Below are 20,466 nucleotides of genomic sequence, written 5' to 3' on the forward strand. Positions count from 1 at the left end.
GACGGCTTGCCGAGCAAGGGCTCGGCCGTGCCTTCGCCTGCATTCACAATTTGCTACACCGGCCCCGCTAGGCTGGTTTTCCACCGAGCGCGGCCGGGTGACAAACCCGGCAACTTTCGGCACTGTCGTGGTGTCTGAACACCCCGCAGTCTCCCCCTTGGCAAGGCGCCTTCGAGCACGTCAATGAAATTCAAAGCCCCCGCATTCCTGATGGCCCTGGCGCTGGTCGCGCCGCTGGCGCTGGCGGCCAAGGCCGACTCGCCTGCATTGCCCGCAGCGGCAACTGCCGATCAGGTGACCACCTCCAAGCTGGTGTACGGCCTGTTGTCCGACAGCCGCTACGCCTATCGGCCGCGCGCGCTGGACGAGGCCACTTCCAAGGACGTGTTCAAGCGTTACCTGGAAACGTTGGACGGCGGCAAGCAGTACTTCACCCAGGCCGACGTGGCGCGCTTCGCGCCGTTCGAGGCGAACATTTCCTCGGCCATCCGTGGTGGCGAGCTGGAGCCGGCGTTCCAGGTGTTTGCCGTGTACAAGCAGCGGGTCGGCGAACGCGTGGCGTATGCACGCAGGCTGCTCAAGCAGGAGCCGGACTTCACCGCCGACGAGCGCTTCGAATACGACCGCAAGAAGGTGCCGTGGGCGGCCAGCAGTGCCGAACTGGACGAGCTGTGGCGCAAGTCGGTCAAGAACGATTGGCTGCGCCTGAAGCTGGCCGGCAAGAAGCCGGACGACATCCGCAAGACGCTGGACAAGCGCTATGCGACGCTGCAGAAATCGGTCAACGAACTGAAGGGCGAAGACGTCTTCCAGTTCTTCATGAATTCGTACACCAGCGCGGTCGATCCGCATACCGACTACTTCACCCCGCGCACCGCCGAGAACTTCAACCAGGCGATGTCGCTGTCGCTGGAAGGTATCGGCGCGCAGCTGCAGCGCCAGGACGACGTGGTGGTGATCCGCGAGATCATCGCCGGTGGTCCGGCGGCGGTGGACGGCACGCTGAAGCCGGGTGACCGCATTGTCGGCGTTGGCCAGGGCAAGTCCGGCCTGGTCGAGGACGTGATCGGCTGGCGCATCGACGATGTCGTCGCCAAGATCCGCGGCGCCAAGGACACCGAGGTCAAGCTGGAGTTCATTCCGGCGGCCGAAGGTGCCGACGGCAAGCACCACACCCTGGTGCTGACCCGGCAGAAGGTGCGCCTGGCCGAACAGGCCGCCAAGGGCGAGACCATGAGCATTCCGGCTGCCAACGGCGAGCCGGCACGCAAGATCGGCGTGATCAAGCTGCCGACCTTCTACCAGGACTTCGAAGGCCGTCGCCGTAATGCCGCCGACTACGCTTCGGCGACCCGCGACGTGGCCAAGCTGCTGGCCGGCTTCAAGAACGACAAGCTGGACGGCGTGGTGCTGGACCTGCGCAACAACGGCGGTGGTTCGCTGGATGAAGCCATTGAACTGACCGGTCTGTTCATCGAGCAGGGCCCGGTGGTGCAGGTGCGTGAATCCGGTGGTCGCATCACCGTCAACAGCGACCGCAACCAGGGCGTGGCCTGGGACGGCCCGCTGGCGGTGCTGATCAACCGTGGTTCGGCCTCTGCCTCCGAGATTTTCGCCGGCGCCATCCAGGACTACGGTCGTGGACTGGTGATCGGTGAGACCAGCTTCGGCAAGGGCACCGTGCAGAACATCGTCGACCTCGACCGTTGGCCGAGTGGCGAAACCCAGCGCTTCGGCCAGGTCAAGCTGACCATCGCCCAGTTCTTCCGCATCAGCGGCAGCAGCACCCAGCACAAGGGTGTGGTGCCGGACCTGGCGTTCCCGGCCAGCGTCGATGCAACCGAATTCGGCGAGAGCACCTACGACAACGCGCTGCCGTGGACCCGCATCGCCGCCGTGCCGCACACCCAGTACGGCAACTTCGCGCCGCTGCTGCCGAAGCTGGAAACCCGCCATGACGCGCGCATTGCCGCCGACAAGGAATTCCAGTGGTGGAACGAGGACGTGCAGCAGTTCCGCACCGAGGCCGCGAAGAAGTACATCTCGCTCAACGAGGCCACCCGTCGCGCAGAGCGTGAGCGCCAGGACACCCAGCGCAAGGAGCGCCAGGTGATGCGCAAGGAACTGGGCCTGGCCCTGGACCCGCTGGCCGATGACAGTAGCGATGACGGTCTGACCGGCAACGAGCGCGACATCGTCAAGGATGCCGCCCGCGAAAAGGCTGCCGAGAAGCGTCCGGACCCGCTGCTGCGCGAGTCCGCGTCGATCCTGTCCGATGCGGTGAACCTGCTGGCCAACGATCGCCCGCTGTCGGCGCAGGTGCTGCCGCAGTCCACTGGAGCCGGTCGCTGGGCTGACTGAGCCGGGGCGACGACGTTAGATACCCGAGGGGCCGGCATTGCCGGCCCCTTTGCGTTTGAGGACCTCATTCCAAGTGGCGCCTGGCCATGCCCGGCGAGCGAAGTGGATCGCGCGCTTCCGCCGGGCATGGCCCGGCGCTACCGGTGCATGAACAGGCCGCAACGACGGGGTCTGGTGGGCGTACTTTCGACCTGCCGCACACGGGCGCGGGACTACCCTTGGCCGTACTGTCCTCGCAGGAGTACCCATGCGGGCCTCCCGTTTTTCCAGTGCTGCCGTGGCGCTCGCCAGCGCCCTGATCCTGTCGGCCTGCGGTGGTCGTGCCGCCGACAGCACCGTGCTGCGCGAATCCTTTGATTCCGGCGATACCTTCTCGCGCACCGTCGATGGCCGCGCGGCTGACGCCTGCGAGGCTGCGCGGCGCACGCTGCTCAGCCAGGGCTACGCAATCGCCCGTTCCGACGACACACAGGTGGAAGGCAACAAGAACTTCCAGCCGCGCGAGGATGACCACGAACAGCTGGTGCTGCGCATCTCCTGCGCGCCGCGTGGCAGCCAGACGCTGGTGTTCGTCAGCGCGGTGCAGGACCGCTACGCGCTGAAGAAGAGCCCGACCTCAGCCAGTGTCGGTGTCGGTGCGCTGGGCTCGGTGTCGCTGCCGTTCGGCAGCAATGACGACTCGCTGGTGAAAGTGGCCAGCAGCACGGTCACCGATGCCGAGTTCTATCGCCGCTTCTTCCAGCGCCTGCAGCAGTATCTGCCGGCGGCCGCAGCCCCGCCCGCGCCGCCTCCGACCGCACCATCGGAACCCGCACCGGCCAGCCTGGACCAGGGTTGAGCGTGCGCGGCAGGTTCATGTGCGTGGCCCTGTTGCTGGCCCCGCCGCTGGTCACGGCAGCTCCCATCGACTGCACGCAGGGCCTGCTGCAGCGGTTGGGCTGGCAATTCGACGAGGCGACGGTGGCCGCGCCACAGGTGCAGGGTGGTCCGGTGTGCACGCGTGCGTCGCTGGCTGAAGCGCAGGCGGCAGGTGATCTGCGCGTGCGCTGGCCGACGGCATTGCCGACCCAGGCTCGACAGGCGCTGCTGCAGCAACTGCTGGACGATCCGGCCACGGTCTGCGCCTATGCCTTCCAGTTGGGGGCAGCCACGCAACGTACGGCCTCGGCATTGCAGGACAACCCGGCCTTCCGCTTCTCCGGCCCGCAGCTGGGCTGGATCGGCTTCGGACTGGAGGGCGCGCAGGCACAGGGCTGGCAGCGCACGCGTAGTTTCGGCCGCGGCTTCGTGCCCAGCGCGGGCAACAGTCAGGCGCTGCAGGCGTTCTACAGCGGTGCCGTGCGTGCCGAATGCGGGGTCGGCCGCCAGGTCGCGCAGCTGGCCACGCAACGAGAGCTGTATGGCGATGCTGCGTTCGATACTGAGTTCGCAGCGGATGAACTGTCGATCGGCACCTTCCTCGCCCTGCACAAGACCGACAGCATCCTGCTTGGCGCGCATGCCGGCGATTTCTTCGCCGATGGCAAGGCGGTGCGCACGTCGGCGATGGGGCGGCAGGCCTTCGTTGGCGTGCCCGGTTTCATCGAGCATGTGTATGACAAGGGCACGCTGGATGACCTGAGCAACCAGGCCGAGAACTTCGTCGTGGTCGAGGTGGGCGAGGGCGCCGCGCAGGCACTGGCTGAGCATGGCGGCCTGGCCTGGTACGACCAGCGCAATGCCGAACTGTGGACGCTGGCGCAGCGTATTCCGCGCGTCGGCCGGCGCTACTTCGAGCGGCTGCTGTTCGAGCGCGACCCGGACCTTCGTGCACGGCTGGAACCGCGCTACCACGACACGCTCGCGCGAATGGACCAGCTGCTGGACGATCCGTTCTACCAGCAGTTCGTGATCTATGTGCACCCGCGCGGTATACGTCCCATCGGCTACCACATCGCCCGCCTGCTTGATCGCAACCCGCGAACGCCGTTTTCGATCGATCTGGCGGTGCACAATCTGCATACCACGCTCTACCGGCGTTGGCGCGAGGCGCAGCTGCGCCACTGCGCGGCTACCGGCAGGCCAGGCAGCCTGACCCTAGACCCCAACTGAAGGTGAAACAATGGACATTGCAATGATCGGCCTCGGCCGCATGGGCGCCAACATGGCCCAGCGCCTGCATCGCGGCGGCCACCGCGTGGTCGGCTACGACCCGGGCGAGGGCGCCCGCCAGCGCGCTGCCGAGGCCGGCCTGGAAGTGGTTGATTCGCTGGCCGCGGCCGTCACCGCCCTGCCGGTACCGCGCGTGCTGTGGCTGATGGTGCCGGCCGGCGAAACCGTCGACCAGACCCTGGGCCAGCTGACCCCGCACCTGGCCGAGGGTGACATCGTCATCGATGGCGGCAACTCCAACTACCAGGACTCGATCCGCCGCGCCAAGGCGCTGGCCGAGGACGACCTGGGCTATGTCGACTGCGGCACCAGCGGTGGCGTGTGGGGCCTGCAGGAAGGCTACAGCCTGATGGTCGGTGGCGAAGCGTCGGTGGTGGAGCAGGTCGCACCGCTGCTGCGCACGCTGGCACCGGCCGAAGACCGCGGCTGGGCGCGTGTCGGCCCGTCCGGCGCCGGCCACTTCACCAAGATGGTCCACAACGGCATCGAGTACGGAATGATGCAGGCCTACGCCGAAGGCTTCGCACTGATGGAGCGCAAGCAGGAAATGGAGCTGGACCTGGCCCAGGTGGCCGAGGTGTGGCGCCACGGCAGCGTGGTGCGTTCGTGGCTGCTGGACCTTAGCACCGAGGCGCTCAAGCGCAATCCGTCGCTGGATGGCATTGCACCGTACGTGGAAGACTCCGGCGAAGGTCGCTGGACGGTTGCCGAAGCGATCGCACTGGATGTACCGGCGCCGGTGATCACCTTGTCGCTGCTGGAACGCCTGCGCTCGCGTGAATCGAATTCGTTCACCGACCGCCTGTTGTCGGCGATGCGCAACGAATTCGGCGGCCATGCCATCAAGAAGTCGTAATCACTGCGGTGGGGTCGGATCCCTTTCCGCAGGAAAGGGCTCTGACCCCATGAAGCCAATGGTTTCCACGTCGATGTGTCGACCAAGGTCGACACCTACCGTCGGGCGCGGATAACTGTCGAAGGCGGAGTGGGTCCGGTTGCGGGGGCGTGAGCGGCCCCCCCGCCATCACATGGATAGCCAGCTATTGCTTTGACGTTGACGTTGCCGTTGATTCGGCAGGTGCAGGGCGCAGCCCTGCCGGTCACCCCAACTGAACCCGCCGCCCTTCGCGCGCACTGACCATCCCCGCCTCCAGCAACCGCATCAGCTGCAGCGCCTGCATCGGGCTGACCGTCGCTTCGCCGTCACCATGCATCGCCGCCGCGAACTGCGCATACAACCGCCGGTAGTCACCGGGCAGGTTGTCGACAGTACTGCGCTGCACGTTGTCCTCCGCATCGCATTGCACCCGCTCACCATGCCGTGGATCGATGCCCCAGCCTGGCGCCCCCGGCGCAACCCCACGCCGCAACTGCGCTTCCTGCACGTCAAGGCCGTGCTTGATCCAACTGGCCTTGCTGCCATGCACGCTGAAGTGTGGTGTCTGCGCCGCAACCAGCGAACCGGCATGCACGATTGCGCGATGCCGTGGGTAGTGCAGCACCGCATGGAAGTAATCGATGCCGCTGCCGCCTTCGCGCTGCACGGCCAGATCGGCATCGATCGACTGTGGCCAGCCGAACAGCTCCAGCATCTGGTCCAGCAGGTGCGGTGCCAGGTCGTACCACAGGCCGCTGCCGGGGCCATCCTGCTCGCGCCAGCGGTCGCGCACCTGCGGCCGGTAACGGTCGAAGTGCGCGTGGCATTCGGCAACATCACCCAGCACGCCTTGCGCCAGCAGTGCCTGCAGGGTGAGGAAGTCGGCGTCGAAGCGCCGGTTCTGGAACACCGTAGCGATGCGCCCGGCGTCGCGCGCCGCAGCCAGTACCGTTTCCGCTTCGGCCACGTCCAGCGCGAACGGTTTGTCGACCAGCACGTGCTTGCCCGCGGCCAACGCCGCGATGGCCAGCGGAGCGTGTTGTTCGTTCGGTGTGGCAATCACTACCGCATCCACTGCAGGATCGCCGAACACTTCCTGCGGCGTGGCACGCACGTGCACGTCGCTGAACGCGCGCAGCAGCGTGTCGCGTTGCGAACTGACGATGCTGTGCAGCACCAGGCCGGGCGTGTGCTGGATCAGGGGCGCATGGAAGACGCGGCCGGCGAGGCCGTAGCCGATCAGGGCCAGTTGCAGGTCGGGGCGCATGGCAGAGCTCCGGCAGTGGGGAAGGGCAGGGTAAACGACGGGGGATGGCAGGCCAAAACTGAACCGTTGCCGTTGGAAACGCTTCGATTCACGGCAGCATGACCGTAACGCCACGCCTGCTCTACGCCGGTATGTCCAGACTGGCAGCACATTCCGAAGGAGTACGACACGATGAGCAATACCACCCGCACGCTGATTGCTTCCGCCCTGACGCTGGGCCTGGCGCTGTCCTCCTCGGCCGCATTCGCCAAGGATCCGGCCGCGAAGAGCCCGCCGACCAGCACTCATCCGGCCACCCACGCCGACCGCCATGATTCCAACGAGCCGGTGACCGACAGCTGGATCACCACCAAGGTGAAGGCCGACCTGCTGGCCAGCAGCAACGTCCCGGGCACCGAAATCAAGGTGGAAACGGTGAATGGCGTGGTCAGCCTGAGCGGTGCCGTGGCCACCCAGGCCGAGAAAGACAAGGCGGTCACAACTGCCAAGGGCATCAAGGGCGTGACCCGCGTCGATGCCGCCGCATTGAAGGTCAGCGCGGCCGCCAAGCGCTGAACCCGGTGGGCGCCCCGCATGGGGCGCCCACTGCCCGGGTAGATTCGAGCTTGCTCGGCTCGCTCCACTGCAGATCAACCCCGAGTCAACCGCCCGAGCAGTCGAGCGAGCTCGACTCTACGAAGCAGAGCCGACGGCCCCGGCCGGCCCTACCGTGGGTTTCCGGAACCCGTTCAGCCAACCAGGCTGGAAACTCCAGAGTTGTGACCGCCTGCGCTATATTGCCCGTTCCGCCGCAGCCGGGCCGGTATCGGCCTACGCTCCGCGGCCGTGCTGACGAGGAACTATGGCGCAGGTTTTCAGTGATGACGTCTGGGATCGCTGGCGATTGCCGGCCCTGGCGCTGGCGGCTGCCGCGATCATCGTGGTGCCGTGGTTGACCCTGCGCAAACTGCAGCAGGACAACGAACAAGCGATGGCCTGGGTCAGCCACACCCAGGCCGTGGGCGTGGCCCTGCAACAGCTGCAGGCCGATGTCCGCGATGTCGAATCGGCTGCGCTGACGCTGTCCAAGGGTGTGGACGCGCCGGGCCTGCGTGAGCGCATGGCCAAAGCGAATGAAATACCGGGCCGGCTGGCCCAGCTCGGCCGCATGACCCGCGACAATCCCGAACAGCTGATCCGCATCGGCCGCATCGAGTCGATGCTGGACGGGCGCTTGGTGGTCGCGCGCGAGCTGGCCAAGTCCGAACCGAACAGCGACCAGCGTGAACTGGTGCAGGACCTGAGCACGCGTTACCCGATCCGTGGCCTGGTCGAGGAGCTGCAGGCCAGCGAGGAAAAGTTGCTGGCTCTGCGCGCCGAGCAGGCCGCACGCCAGCGCAGGCAGACCGAGTTTGTTTCCTGGAGCTCGCTGGTGGTGCAGCTGGCCCTGCTGGGCCTGGTGCTGTGGTTGTTGCAGCGGCAGATCGGCCGCCGCCTGCATGCGGAACAGCAATCGCAGCGCGCGGCCGCGCGCGCGGCGTCGGTACTGCAGACTGTGCGTGAGCCGATCGTGCTGCTGGATCGTGAGTTGCGTGTACAGCTGCACAATCCTGCATTTGCTGAGCTGTACGGGTTGCAGGATGAGCGTGCCGATGGCCTGCTGCTGGAATCGGTCGGTGATGGCGCCTGGCGGGATCCGGTCATGCGCCAGCGACTGTCCGATGTGCTGCTGCGTGGCCGCGAACTATGGGACTTCGAGCACGAACAGTGCGCCGCCGACGGCATGGTGCGCTACATGCTGCTCAACGCCCGGCGCATGCCGCTGCCCGATACCGATGACGAGGTGGTGCTGATGACCGTCAGTGACGTCACCGTGCAGCGGGCCGTGCAGCTGCGCGTGGAAGAGCTGAACCGCCAGCTGGAGGGCAAGGTGGCGCAGGTATCGGAGGTCAACCGCGAATTGGAGGCGTTCAGCTATTCGGTCTCGCACGACCTGCGTGCGCCGCTGCGCCATGTTGCTGGTTTCTCCGACAAGCTGTCGCGCCATCTGGGCGAGCAGGCCGACGACAAGAGCCGCCATTACCTTGAAGTGATCTCCAGTTCGGCGCGGCGCATGGCAGCCCTGATCGACGACCTGCTGGTCTACTCGCGCCTGGGGCGCGTGGCGATGCGCCAGCAGGCGGTGGACATGCAGTCGCTGGTGGCCGATACCCGTGCCATGCTCGATTCCAACCTGCAGGCCGAGGCCGAAAACAACGGCCATGCGCATCAGGTGGAGTGGAGCATCGCACCGCTGCCGATCGTGGTCGGCGATGAAAACATGATCCGCCAGGTCTGGCTGAACCTGCTCGGCAACGCGGTGAAGTACTCGGGCAACCGCGAGCCGGCAAAGATCCGCGTGGACTACCAGCTGCAGCCCGACGGTGGTCATCAGTTCACGGTCAGCGACAATGGTGCAGGCTTTGACATGGCGTACGCCGCCAAACTGTTCGGTGTGTTCCAGCGCCTGCACAAGGCCAGCGACTACCCGGGTACCGGCATCGGCCTGGCCAGCGTGCGCCGCGTGCTGACCCGCCATGGCGGCCGTATCTGGGCAGAAGCCGAGCCTGACGTCGGCGCCACCTTCCACTTCTACCTGCCTCCCGCGATCGACGCGGACAAACAAGGTCCCTCTGCATGACGACTCTGCGCACCATTCTTCTCGCCGAAGACAGCCCGGCCGATGCCGAAATGGCAATCGACGCTCTGGAAGAGGCGCGTCTGGCCAATCCCATCGTGCACGTCGAAGACGGCGTGGAAGTGATGGACTACCTGCTGCGCCGCGGCGCCTTCGCCAACCGTGAGGAAGGCCTGCCGGCGGTGCTGCTGCTGGACATCAAGATGCCGCGCATGGATGGCCTGGAAGTGCTGCGGCAGATCCGCGAGCACGAAGAACTCAAGCGCCTGCCGGTGGTGATCCTGTCGTCCTCGCGCGAGGAAAGCGACCTCGCCCGCAGCTGGGACATGGGCGTGAACGCCTACGTGGTCAAGCCGGTGGACGTGGACCAGTTCTTTGGCGCGGTGCAGACCCTGGGCAAGTTCTGGGCGTTGATCAACCAGGCACCGGAACTCGAGTGAGCCCATGCCCCTGACCGGTCCCGCCCTGGGGGCGCTGCGCATCCTGCTGGTGGAAGATTCCCCGGAAGATGCCGAGCTGATGTCCGAACAGATGCTTGATGCGGGCCTGGAAGCCCGTTTCGAGCGTGTCGAGAGCGAGGTCGAGCTGCGCCAGGCGCTGGCTGCGTTCGTGCCGGACATCGTGCTGTCCGACCTGAGCATGCCGGGGTTCTCCGGTGACGATGCACTGCGCATCGTGCGTGAGACCTCACCGGAAGTGCCCTTCATCTTCGTCTCCGGCACCATGGGTGAGGAGAACGCAGTGGCGGCGCTGCAGAAGGGTGCCAACGACTACATCATCAAGCACCTGCCGGCGCGCCTGCCGTCGGCGGTGGCGCGCGCGATCCGCGAGGCGCGCAGCGCTGTTGAACGCGCACGCGTGGAAACCGAGCTGATGCGCGCACAGCGGCTGGAAAGCCTGTCACTGCTCGCCGCCGGCCTCAGCCATGACCTGCGCAACATCCTGCAGCCGCTGCTGATCATGCCGGACCTGCTGAAGGCCCGTACCGACGATCCACAGCTGCACCACCTGGCCGACGTCATCGCCGAGTGTGGTCGTCGTGGCCACGAGATGGCCGAATCGATGCTGTCGTTCGTGCGTGGCTCGCGCAAGCCGAGTGAACGCATCGAGATCGATGGCCTGTTCGATGCAGTCGCACTGCTGTTGCGCAGCAACGTGCCCGATGCCGTGCGCCTGGAACTGCAGGTGCAGGACCAGGGCCTGGTGGTCGATGCCAATTACACCGAGCTGCAGCAGGTGATGTTGAACCTGGCGCTCAACGCGATCCAGGCGATGCCCAACGGGGGCCGGCTGAGCCTGACCGCCAGCCATGCCGGCCAACGCGATGGCGTGGACTGGATGCAGATCCGTGTGGTCGATGAGGGCATCGGCATGGATGCGGACACGCTCTCGCACCTGTTCAACCCGTTCTTCACCACCAAGGCCGATGGCACCGGCCTGGGCCTGATTTCCTGCAAGCGCATCGTTGAAGGCGCCGGCGGCAGCATCCACGTCAGCAGCCAGCCGGGGCAGGGCACCTGCTTCGAACTGCGTCTGCCGATGCATGAGGCCATTGATGGCAGCGAGCCGATCGAGCAGCTGGTGGCGCTGGGCAGTGGCCAGTCGATCCTGGTGGTCGATGGCGAAGCCACCCGCCTGTCGCTGCTCGGCAATGCGCTGTCCAGCCAGGGCTATCAGCTGCAACTGGCGTCCGATGGTCCGGCGGCGCTGCGCTGGATGCAGCAGGAGGCGTTGCCGGCACTGGTGATCGCCGACGCCGGTTCCAAGCTGCTGCCGGCCAGTCAGCTGCTGGGCGAGATGGCTGTACTGGGCTATCGCGGCCCGGCGCTGGTGCTGGAAGACGCAACGGTGGATGTATCGGCCGATGCATTCCCCGCTGGCGTGGAAGTGCATGTGCTGCGCAAGCCGCTGCAGATGCAGCAGGTGTTCCGCGCGGTGGCCGAAGCGCTGGGCTGACGCCGCGGTAGTGCTGGCCGCTGGCCGGCGTCTGCGTGTGGTGGGATCATTGCGGTTGCCGGCCAGCGGCCGGCACTACCGTTAGGCGGTTTCCCACGGAAACCGCGGCAGGCTGTCCACTGCCTGTTCCAGCCGCCGCGACCAGTTCTGGTGGATGTCCGCATACAGCGCTGAATCCGCACCCAGCCGCAGCTGCTGGCCGATGCGCAGTTCGCCGTCGCGCAGCAGCGCCAGGTCGATCGGCAGGCCCACCGACAGGTTGGAGCGGATGGTGGAGTCCAGCGAGACGATGGCCGTGCGTGCGGCATCTTCCAGGCGTGTTGCCGGGCTGAGGATGCGGTCGAGGATCGGCTTGCCGTACTTGGATTCGCCGATCTGCAGGTAGGGCGTCTCCGGCGAGGCGGCGATGGCGTTGCCCAACGGATAGACCATGTACAGACCTGGGCGTTCGCCGGCGACCTGGCCGCCGAAGATCAGCGTGGCCTGGGTGTTGACCCCGTCATGGCCGTGCTCGCTGTGCTCGGTCTTGACCTGGCTGTCGACCAGCAACTGGCCGACGTAGGCCGCGGCCTCGAACAGGTGGGCCATGTCACGCAGGTTGGGCGTACGCCGCTCGTCGGCGTCGCGGACCAGGCGCGACACCAGCAGCTGGGTGGTGGCCAGGTTGCCAGCCGCCATCAGTACGTAGGCTGCCTGGCCGGGGTACTCGAACACGTGCAGCTTGCGGTGCACGCGCACATCGTCCAGCGAGGCATTGGTCCGGGTGTCGGCGGCGAAGACCAGGCCCTCGTCCACCTCGATTCCAACGCAATAGGTCATGTCGGTGCCCTATCATGTGCGTCCCGGATTGTAGGCAGGCCGCCGTGACGACGGCATGTCCACGCCCCCCCAAGTGCCGTCACCTGAACCGCATGACCACCGTGCTCCTGAGCCTGGGCAGCAACGTCCAGCCCCGCCGCTACCTCCACGCCGCGGTGACGGCCCTGCGCGAGCGCTTCGGCGCGCTGCAGGTGTCACCCGCCTACCGTACCGCTGCGGTCGGCTTCGATGGCCCGGCCTTCCTCAACAATGCGGTGGCGATCGAGACCGACCTGCCACTGCAGGAACTGGACGACTGGCTGCATGCGCTGGAAGACGCGCACGGGCGTGACCGCAGTGGCCCGCGCTTCTCCGACCGGACCCTGGACATCGATGTGGTGTTCTACGGCGACCTGGTGGTGGAGGGCCCTGGCCACCTGCGCATCCCTCGCCCGGAGCTGAAGCATGCCTTCGTACTGAAGCCGCTGGCGGACATTGCGCCGGGCTTCGTCGACCCGGTCAGCGGCCAGGACCTGGCCACGCTGTGGCGTGCGCACAGGCAGTTTGGCGAAGCGTTCGAGGTCGTGGACCTCGAATAAAGGGGTCAGATCCCTTTTCCTGCCTGGAAAAGGGATCTGACCCCATCGTGCATCCCGGCAACGCCTCAGCTGACCGTACGCCCGCCATCCACGCGCAGGGTATGGCCGGTGACGAAGCTGGCATCGGCCACCAGCCAGTACACCGCCTCGGCAATCTCTTCCACGGTGCCGATCCGTGCCAACGGCGTGCGCGCCAGCAGCGCCTCGCGGGCGAAATCGTCCTTGCCCTGTTCCGGCCACAGGATCGCGCCGGGGGCGACCGCGTTGACCCGCACCTTCGGCGCCAGTTCCAGCGCCAGCGAGCGGGTGGCCATCTCCAGCGCGGCCTTGGCCATCGTGTAGGCGATGTGGTCGCGCATCGGGTCGGTGCCGTGCAGGTCGGTCAGGTTGACGATGCAGCCGTGTTGGCGGCGCAGGTACGGAGCTGCCGCCTGCGACAGCAGCAGGGGCGCCCGTGCATTGACCGCGTAAAGCTCGTCCATCGCCTCGGCGGTGACCTGGCCCAGCGGGGTAGGGAAGAAGTTGGAGGCGTTGTTGACCAGCGCATCCAGGCGGCCGAAGTGGGTCACGGCCTGTTCCACCAGATCGGTCAGCGCGTCGGCGTCACGCAGGTCGGCCTGCAGCGCCAGCACGCTGCCGGGGCGCACGTTGTCGAAATCGAACGCGGCCTGCTGCAGCTCGGCGCTGGAGGTGTTGGCATGCAGCACCACCGACCAGCCACAGGCATGGAACTGGCGGGCAATGGCCGCGCCGATCCGGCGCGCGCTGCCGGTGATCAGGACCACGGGGGTGGTGTCGCTCATCGAGGGTCCTCCAAGGCTCGGCTATCCTGTGCACCATTGTCACCGCATTCGAAGACGCCATGCAGCCCACCTTCCCTCTGCCCGAAGCCGATGCCCTGGCCCACAGCGACCAGCTGGCCGCCGCCCTGCGCGCTGAAATCCTTGCGCAGGGCGGGGCGATGCCGTTCTCGCGGTTCATGGAGCTGTGCCTGTATGCCCCCGGCTGGGGCTATTACAGCGCCGGCGCCAGCAAGTTCGGCGGCAGCGGCGACTTCACCACCGCGCCCGAGCTCGGCAGCCTGTTCGCCGGCAGCGTGGCCAATGCACTGGCCCCGGTGCTCGCCCAGTTGGGCGCGCAGGCGCGCATGCTGGAGCTGGGCGGCGGCACCGGCGCCTTCGCCGAAGCCGTGCTGCTGCGCCTGGCCGAGCTGGACGCACTGCCGGCGCGCTACGCCATCCTCGAACCCAGTGCCGACCTGCGCGAGCGCCAGCAGCAGCGTCTGCAGCAGAACCTGCCGGCCGAGCTGGCCGCGCGCGTCGACTGGGTCGACCGCCCGTTCGAAGAGGATTGGGAGGGCGTGGTGTTCGCCAACGAGGTGATCGACGCGCTGCCGACTCCGCGCTTCCTGATCAGGGACGGCGAGGTGTACGAGGAGACCGTCGAGCTCGATGGCGATGGCAACTTCATCCGCGGAGCGCAGCCGGCCGACATCCTGCTCAACGGTGCGGTGCGCCATCTGGAACGCTACCTGGAAAAGCCCTTTGCCGAGGGCTACCGCTCCGAAGTGCTGCCGCAGCTGCCGTATTGGCTGCAGGCGGTGGCCGGTGGCCTGCAGCGTGGTGCAATGCTGTTCGTCGACTACGGCTACAACCGTGGCGAGTTCTACATGGAAGATCGCGATGACGGCACCGTGCGCGCGTTCTATCGCCAGCACGTGCACAACGAGATCTACCGCTGGCCGGGCCTGCAGGACATCACTGCTTCGGTCGATTTCACCGCGCTGGCCGAAGCTGGCCTGCACGGTGGCTTCGAGCTGGCTGGCTACTGCAGCCAGGCCAGTTTCCTGCTCGGCAACGGCCTGGACCAGGTGCTGCTGCTGGCCGAGGAACGCACCGATGAGGTCGGCCGCATCCAGCTGCGTGACCAGGTGAAGAAGCTGACCCTGCCGACCGAGATGGGCGAGCGCTTCCAGGCTATCGGCCTGCAACGGGGCGTCGATTTCGAGCCGGCGTTCGAGCTGGGTGACCTGAGCTGGCGCCTGTGAGTGACGTGTTGCCGGTGATCAAGCCGCTGCAGCGGCCGCGGCTGTGGGGCGTGCTGTGGGCGCTGGCGGTGCTGTTGGTGATCGTGGTCTGCCTGATCCCGCCGCCGCCGATCCCGCTGCCGGAAAACAGCGACAAGGGCGAGCACTTCCTCGCCTATTTCATCCTCGCCGGCAGCGCGGTGCAGCTGTTCCGTCGCGGCCGCCCGCTGCTGTGGGTGGGCATGGGCCTGGTGCTGATGGGCATCGGCATCGAGTTCGCGCAGGGCGCACTGACCAGCAACCGCATGGCCGACCCGATGGATGCGCTGGCCAACACGATTGGCGTGCTGGCCGGCATGGCCACCGCGCTGACCCCGCTGCGCGACCTGCTGCTGCGCTGGCGGGGGTAAAGGCGTGCCAACCAAGGTTGGCACCTACCAGTAGATCCACGCCATGCGTGGATGGAATTTCAGTAGATCCACGCCAAGCGTGGATGGACTGCCCGAGGTGCCGACTAAGGTCGGCACCCACCAGGACAGACCTGCCGTTACTTCCCCAGCGTCACCTCATCCAGCACCCACATCGCCGGGCGCGTATCGCCGGTGAAGTTGATGCACAGGTCACCGGTGCCCTGGGTCCCCTTCGGCAGCGTGGCGCGCAGCGTCACGAAGCCATCGGCATCCGGCTTGGCCGGTAGCAGTACCTCAGCCAGCACCTTGCCGCTGCAGTCACCGCGACGCACCTGCATCTCGCCGTGCGCACGCTTGGCCTTCTCGAAGCGGCGCTTGGGTTCGTCGTGGGCCAGCTGGAAGTAGTACGGAATGCGGCCAGCACGTACCTCCACGCTGCCGACGCCCTCCAGCTGCGCCTGCGGCCAGCGCCAGCACGGCTGGAAGATGTCCACGTTGAACACTGCACGCGTTCCCTCGCGCGGGCCATCGTCTTCCAGGCGCAGCACCAGCCCCTTCTTGCCTACGCAGCTGAGCAGTTCATCACTGCGGCGGCTGAGCAGTGACTGCGCGGTGAACGTGGCGATGGTCGGTTTCGCGGCCAGCATCTGGCCCTGGTAGAACGCAGCGGCCTGCACGGTGGCGGGCAGCTGCGCCGTCAGCGGCTGCTGGTACAGCGGCGACTGCGCGGTCACCGGCTGGCCATCGGTGCTGTAACGCACTTCATAGCCCAGCGGATTGGCCAGCGACACGGTCACGGTGTTCTTCGCGCGATCATCGGTGTAGTCCACGCCCACCTCGAACGGGGTCTGCGCGTAGGCCAGGCCCCAGGCGCGGTAACGCTGCAACTGTGCGGGCAGGCGTGCGAGAAAATCGCGGAAGTCACGATGCTCCGGCGTGCTCCAACCGGTCTCGGCCACCGCAGCCAGGCGCGGAAACAGGTTGTGCTGCAGGCGTGCGTAGCTGCGTGTGTGCTCGGTGAACATGTTGGCTTGAAGGCCGAGGATGTGCCCGCGCTTGTCGGCCGCCAGCTCGGCTGGCACCGGCTCGAAGTTGTAGAGCTTGCCGAGGTTGACCTGGGTCGGTCGGCCCGGCGGTTCGTTCGGCGAGGCGGTCTGCAGGTAGTCCAGGTACAGGTAGCCGACCGGCGACATGATCACGTCATGGCCGGCACTGGCTGCAGCCAGCCCACCTTCGGTGCCCTGCCACGACATCACCGTGGCCTGTGGCGGCAGCCCGCCTTCGAGGATCTCGTCCCAGCCGATCAGGCGCCGGTCGTGTTCCTCCAGGAAGGTCTCCAGGCGCTTGATGATGTGGCTCTGCATGGCCATCTCATCCTTGATGCCCAGCGCACGCATGCGCTGCTGCACCTGCTTCGAAGCTTCCCACTGGTCCTTCACTGCCTCGTCGCCACCCACGTGCACGTACTTGGCCGGGAACAGTGCGATCACTTCTTCCAGTACGTTCTCGAGGAAGGTGACGGTGCTGTCTTCCACATTGAACAGGTTCGGGAACACGCCCCATTCGCTGATCGGCTTCAGCGGCATGCTGATCGAACCCAGCTCCGGATACGCGGCGATCGCGGCGGTGGCATGGCCGGGCACGTCGATTTCCGGGATCACCTGGATATGAAGTTTGGCGGCATAGGCGATCACTTCGCGGATCTGCTCCTGCGTGTAGAAGCCGCAGTACGGATGCTCCTGGCCACTGACCGGATCGATGCCACCGTCGCCGGCCGGCAGGCGACAGCTGCCCACTTCGGTCAGCTTCGGGTAGCGCTTGATCTCCATGCGCCAGCCCTGGTCATCGGTCAGGTGCCAATGGAACGTGTTGAGCTTGTGTGCGGCCATCGCGTCGAGCACGCGCTTGATCTCGTCCAGGCTCTGGAAATGCCGCGCCGAGTCGAGCATGAAGCCGCGCCAGCTGAAGCGCGGCGCGTCCTGGATCTGCACCGCTGGCAGCACCCCATTGCTGCCGCCGGTGGCGAGCTGGGCGAGGGTGGTCGCGCCGTAGAACAGGCCGGTCTCGTTGCCAGCCTGCACCAGCACGCCCGTCGCCGTACTTTCCAGCGTGTAGCCCTCACCGCTGTCGCGGAAGGTCGGGATGATCTGGAAACGGATGCCGCCGTCCTGGGCGGCCGACTTGCCCTTGGCCAGCGCAAGGCGCGGGCCTCCGCTGCGCGCCAGCAGGTCGGCGAACTGGCTGGCGACCCGCTGCGCGGCCTCGCCTTCGGCATGCAGCGGAGTGCCAGCGCGTACGCTGATGCCGCTGCCCTGGCCGGCTTGCACTTGGGTGGGTGCGGGAATCAGCATCAGGCTGCCGGCGCGCAGCTGCGGGCCAGGAGCTTCAGCGACGGGCGTGGGATCGGCGGCGAGTGCCGGCATCGCCGGCAGCATCGCGAACAGGCTGCCCAGCAGCAGTGCGCTGCGCATCCGGGCGCGGGAAGGCTTGACCATCGGAACGACTCCTTGGAACGGTGCGATGAACGCTATACATGAAAAACGCCGGGCCCGGAATGACCCAGGCCCGGCGTGCGTGCACGACTCGGCGATGTTGCCGCCGCTGGATCAGTACTTGAAGCGGAAGTTGAGGTAGTACTGGCGACCGTTGCTGTAGAACGAGGTCGGGATGGCCGCGGTCTGGTAGTACTTGTAGGTCGGGTTGTTGAGGTTCAGCGCATCGAAGCTGATGCTCAGCCAGTCGGTGGCCTTGTAGCTCAGCGATGCCGACAGCGTGCCGAAGTCATCCTGGTAGTAAGGGTTGGCACCGGACAGGCCGATCAGGAACGACGAACGGCGGGTGTAGCTGACGCGTGCACCGAAGGTGTCGTTCTCGAAGTAGGCACCCACGTTGTAGGTGTTCTTCGAGGTGCCCAGCAGGTTGTCGGTGCCATCGGCCCAGGTGTGCTCGGTGCTGCCATCGGCGTAGGTGTAGTTGGCGTTGACGCCGAAGTACTCGCCGATCGGCTGCTCATAGGCCACTTCGATACCGCGTACCTTGCCGTCGGCGTTCTTCGGACGCGAGATGTCGTACTCCTCGAGCTGGTTGGTCAGCTCGCTGAACAGCATCTGCTTCTCGGTGCTGAAGGCCACGTAGTCCTTCAGGCGCATCGAGTACGCACCGACCGACAGCATGCCGCGCGGCATGAAGTACCACTCCAGGTTGGCGTCGAAGTTGGTCGAGATCACCGGCTTCAGCTTCGGGTTGCCGCCGCCGCCCTTGCGGTTCAGATCCGAGCCGTACGAAGACGCACCCAGCGCCGAGTAGTCCGGCAGGGTCTGGGTCTGGGAGGCGGCGAGGCGCAGCACCAGGTCGTCGCGCAGGTCGTACTTGAAGTTGGCGCTCGGCAGCACGCGGTTGTGCTTGTTCTCGAAGGCTTCGCGGGTCCACGCACCGAACAGGCTCTTCACGTCCGGCACGGTCGAGCCCGTGGCGGTGGCATAGGTATCGATGTCCTGCTTGATGTTGACGTAGCGCAGGCCGACGTTGCCGCTCCAGCGGTCGCCGCTGAAATTGCCCTGCACGTAGGCAGCGAAGTTCTTTTCGGTCACCTTCCATTCGGCGCCGTAGTTGTGGCGGCCATCCGGACCATCATTGCCCGACAGCCATTCGGAATTGTTGGTCACCGCATTGCGCAGCGCTGCCGGGGTGTAGTACCAGATGTTGCGCGGGAAGTTGCCGCCGATGTCGCCGGCGAAGCCACCCGGGTAGTTGGCGGTGGGGCTGCCGCGCAAGGCGTCCCAGATGTTGCCCGGGGTAGCGCCTTCCGGCGACTTTGCTTCACGCGTGTGCTTGGCGTAGCGCGCGCCGAAATCGATCGAGCTCAATACGCCGGCATTGAAGTACTGGCTGAAATCGACGTTGGTCCACTTTTCCTTGTCGATCGCAGTGACCTGCTGGTTGCCCCAGGTACCGCCCCAGCTGGCGCCGGCGGGGCTGAGGTCGCCCCCTACGTTCCAGTCCACCGGCGAGCCATTGCCATGGGTGGTCCAGCTGGCGCCACCACCGTTTGCGGTCAACAGCTCCGCGATGTACTGGCGTGGCGTTTCGCCAGTGCCCTTGGTGGTACCGGCCTGGAACTTCGCAGTCAGGTTTTCGCTGACCTGCCAGTCGGCATCCAGGGTGATGTAGTTGGTCTTGGCGGTCGACTCGCGGTAGATCATGTCGTACACCGCGTAGTTGGTGCCCGGCTTGCCTGCGTAGCTTGCCTGGGTCAGCACGCCATCCTTGACCACGTAGCCCGGATCAGGCGCCTGCGACTTGCCGAAGCTGTTGCCGAACATCATGAAATTGCGGTTGTAGTTGTTGGCTTCCAGCTTGGAGCTGAAGCCGCTGAGTACGAAGCTCAGATCGTCGGTCGGCTTGAACTGCAGCGAAACCAGGCCGCCGGTACGCTTGCGGGTCTGTTCGAACAGGGTTGAGCCCAGCAGGCCCGGAACCTGTACGCCGACCAGATCCGGGTTGGTCTTGGCCACCGGATCGTTGGCTTCAATAGTGAAGAAGCCACCCGGGATTTCCTGCGCTTCGCGGCGCAGCTCGCGCTTCTGGCTGAAGGCCTGCAGCATCACGCCGAAGGTGCCTTCATCGTTCTTGTAGTTGAACAGCGCCGACAGCTGCGGGTCGTTCGACTTGGCCTGGTCCGAGCGCACCGCGCCGATCGAGCCTTCAGCGGTGAACTGCTTGGAGAATTCCAGCGGCTTGCGGGTGATGATGTTGACGGTACCGGTGGTGCCGCCGTCCTGCAGCTTGGCCTGCGAGGACTTGTTCACTTCCACCGAGCTGACCAGTTCCGACGGCAGCAGCGAGTAGCTGACGCTGCGGCCGACGTTGTTGCCCTGGCTGAGCACGAACCAGTCGGCGGAGCCGACGGTGTGGCCGTTGATCAGGGTCTGGGTCAGGCTCGGGCTGGTGCCGCGAAGGCTGACACGGTCGGCTTCGTCGAAGCCGCCTTCATCGGCGCTGGACGAACTGATGTTGACGCCCGGCAGGCGCTGCAGGGTGTCGGCGACGTTGTGCGCGGGCAGTTTGCCCACGTCTTCGGCAGTGACCACTTCCACGCGCGCATTGGCTTCGCGCTTGGTGTCCAGCGACTTTTCCATCGAACCGCGGATGCCGGTGACGGTGACGGTGTCCAGATCGGTGGCGGTCTGGGGGGCCTGCTGCGCGTGCGCACTGAAGGCGATGCAGCTGACGATGGCGGCCGAAAGCAGGGTCTTGCGGGTGTTCATGATGTCTCTCCTCATCACTCGAATGGATGCCGGCGGCGGTGTTCGATTACGGTTGCGATGACATGCGCGGGGCGGCGGCGAAGTCCCGTGCGTTGGCG

The 20,466-nt window shown here is 66.3% G+C and carries 16 protein-coding genes; 11 read left to right on the forward strand and 5 right to left on the reverse strand.

Annotated features, from left to right (window positions below):
* Positions 1-183 precede the first annotated feature (183 nt).
* From AC13GA_RS13885 to gnd, 4 genes are all read left to right on the forward strand, one after another.
* Positions 184-2,361, forward strand: coding sequence for a carboxy terminal-processing peptidase (locus AC13GA_RS13885; protein ID WP_046986307.1), 2,178 nt, complete (start codon positions 184-186; stop codon positions 2,359-2,361).
* A 247-nt stretch (positions 2,362-2,608) separates the two neighbouring features.
* Positions 2,609-3,199 carry a DUF2242 domain-containing protein gene (locus AC13GA_RS13890; RefSeq protein ID WP_482998366.1) on the forward strand — a complete coding sequence of 197 codons (591 nt, stop codon included), beginning with the start codon at positions 2,609-2,611 and terminating at the stop codon, positions 3,197-3,199.
* 17 nt (positions 3,200-3,216) lie between these two features.
* Entirely contained in the window at positions 3,217-4,452 is a 1,236-nt protein-coding gene (locus tag AC13GA_RS13895; protein ID WP_136638983.1) for a hypothetical protein, read from the forward strand.
* 10 nt (positions 4,453-4,462) lie between these two features.
* Positions 4,463-5,368, forward strand: a complete 906-nt coding sequence (gene gnd / locus AC13GA_RS13900) for a phosphogluconate dehydrogenase (NAD(+)-dependent, decarboxylating) (RefSeq protein WP_482998367.1) — start codon at positions 4,463-4,465, stop codon at positions 5,366-5,368.
* Between the two features lie 244 nt (positions 5,369-5,612).
* Here the strand turns inward: gnd and AC13GA_RS13905 are convergent, their stop codons facing one another.
* Positions 5,613-6,656, reverse strand: a complete 1,044-nt coding sequence (locus tag AC13GA_RS13905) for an oxidoreductase (protein WP_482998368.1) — start codon at positions 6,654-6,656, stop codon at positions 5,613-5,615.
* A 171-nt stretch (positions 6,657-6,827) separates the two neighbouring features.
* On the opposite strand from AC13GA_RS13905, the gene AC13GA_RS13910 reads away from it, so the two are divergent.
* The 4 genes from AC13GA_RS13910 to AC13GA_RS13925 all read left to right on the forward strand — a co-directional run bounded on the left by AC13GA_RS13910 (position 6,828) and on the right by AC13GA_RS13925 (position 11,268).
* Positions 6,828-7,211: a BON domain-containing protein gene (locus AC13GA_RS13910; protein ID WP_012512120.1), complete on the forward strand. Its 384-nt coding sequence runs from the start codon at positions 6,828-6,830 to the stop codon at positions 7,209-7,211.
* Between the two features lie 286 nt (positions 7,212-7,497).
* Positions 7,498-9,315 carry a sensor histidine kinase gene (locus tag AC13GA_RS13915; RefSeq protein ID WP_482998369.1) on the forward strand — a complete coding sequence of 606 codons (1,818 nt, stop codon included), beginning with the start codon at positions 7,498-7,500 and terminating at the stop codon, positions 9,313-9,315.
* Positions 9,312-9,752, forward strand: coding sequence for a response regulator (locus AC13GA_RS13920; protein WP_005411057.1), 441 nt, complete (start codon positions 9,312-9,314; stop codon positions 9,750-9,752). The genes AC13GA_RS13915 and AC13GA_RS13920 overlap by 4 nt, the downstream gene beginning before the upstream one ends.
* Positions 9,753-9,756: 4 nt before the next feature.
* On the forward strand, positions 9,757-11,268 hold the full coding sequence (locus AC13GA_RS13925; RefSeq protein ID WP_012512119.1) for an ATP-binding response regulator: 1,512 nt from the start codon (positions 9,757-9,759) through the stop codon (positions 11,266-11,268).
* 81 nt (positions 11,269-11,349) lie between these two features.
* Here AC13GA_RS13925 and AC13GA_RS13930 read toward each other — a convergent pair whose 3' ends face one another.
* Positions 11,350-12,087 carry a proteasome-type protease gene (locus AC13GA_RS13930; RefSeq protein ID WP_482998370.1) on the reverse strand — a complete coding sequence of 246 codons (738 nt, stop codon included), beginning with the start codon at positions 12,085-12,087 and terminating at the stop codon, positions 11,350-11,352.
* A 92-nt stretch (positions 12,088-12,179) separates the two neighbouring features.
* Here AC13GA_RS13930 and folK point away from each other — a divergent pair, with 92 nt between their 5' ends.
* Complete coding sequence (gene folK / locus AC13GA_RS13935) at positions 12,180-12,665, forward strand: 2-amino-4-hydroxy-6-hydroxymethyldihydropteridine diphosphokinase (protein WP_253078733.1); 486 nt, start codon at positions 12,180-12,182, stop codon at positions 12,663-12,665.
* Positions 12,666-12,730: 65 nt separating this feature from the next.
* Here folK and AC13GA_RS13940 read toward each other — a convergent pair whose 3' ends face one another.
* Positions 12,731-13,468 (reverse strand): pteridine reductase, encoded by a 738-nt coding sequence (locus AC13GA_RS13940; RefSeq protein ID WP_006391894.1) that lies wholly within the window; start codon positions 13,466-13,468, stop codon positions 12,731-12,733.
* Between the two features lie 59 nt (positions 13,469-13,527).
* Between AC13GA_RS13940 and AC13GA_RS13945 the strand changes: the two genes are divergently transcribed.
* A complete protein-coding gene (locus AC13GA_RS13945) occupies positions 13,528-14,712 on the forward strand; it encodes a class I SAM-dependent methyltransferase (RefSeq protein ID WP_046986316.1) in 1,185 nt (394 codons plus the stop codon).
* Positions 14,709-15,101: a VanZ family protein gene (locus AC13GA_RS13950; protein WP_482998371.1), complete on the forward strand. Its 393-nt coding sequence runs from the start codon at positions 14,709-14,711 to the stop codon at positions 15,099-15,101. Before AC13GA_RS13945 ends, AC13GA_RS13950 begins: the two co-directional genes overlap by 4 nt.
* 137 nt (positions 15,102-15,238) lie before the next feature.
* Here the strand turns inward: AC13GA_RS13950 and AC13GA_RS13955 are convergent, their stop codons facing one another.
* Both AC13GA_RS13955 and AC13GA_RS13960 read right to left on the reverse strand, forming a co-directional pair.
* Positions 15,239-17,596 carry a beta-N-acetylhexosaminidase gene (locus tag AC13GA_RS13955; RefSeq protein ID WP_482998372.1) on the reverse strand — a complete coding sequence of 786 codons (2,358 nt, stop codon included), beginning with the start codon at positions 17,594-17,596 and terminating at the stop codon, positions 15,239-15,241.
* Between the two features lie 111 nt (positions 17,597-17,707).
* Positions 17,708-20,368: a TonB-dependent receptor gene (locus AC13GA_RS13960; RefSeq protein WP_482998373.1), complete on the reverse strand. Its 2,661-nt coding sequence runs from the start codon at positions 20,366-20,368 to the stop codon at positions 17,708-17,710.
* Positions 20,369-20,466 lie beyond the last annotated feature (98 nt).

The sequence above is a fragment of the Stenotrophomonas sp. 22DLJC03 genome (assembly GCF_056861405.1).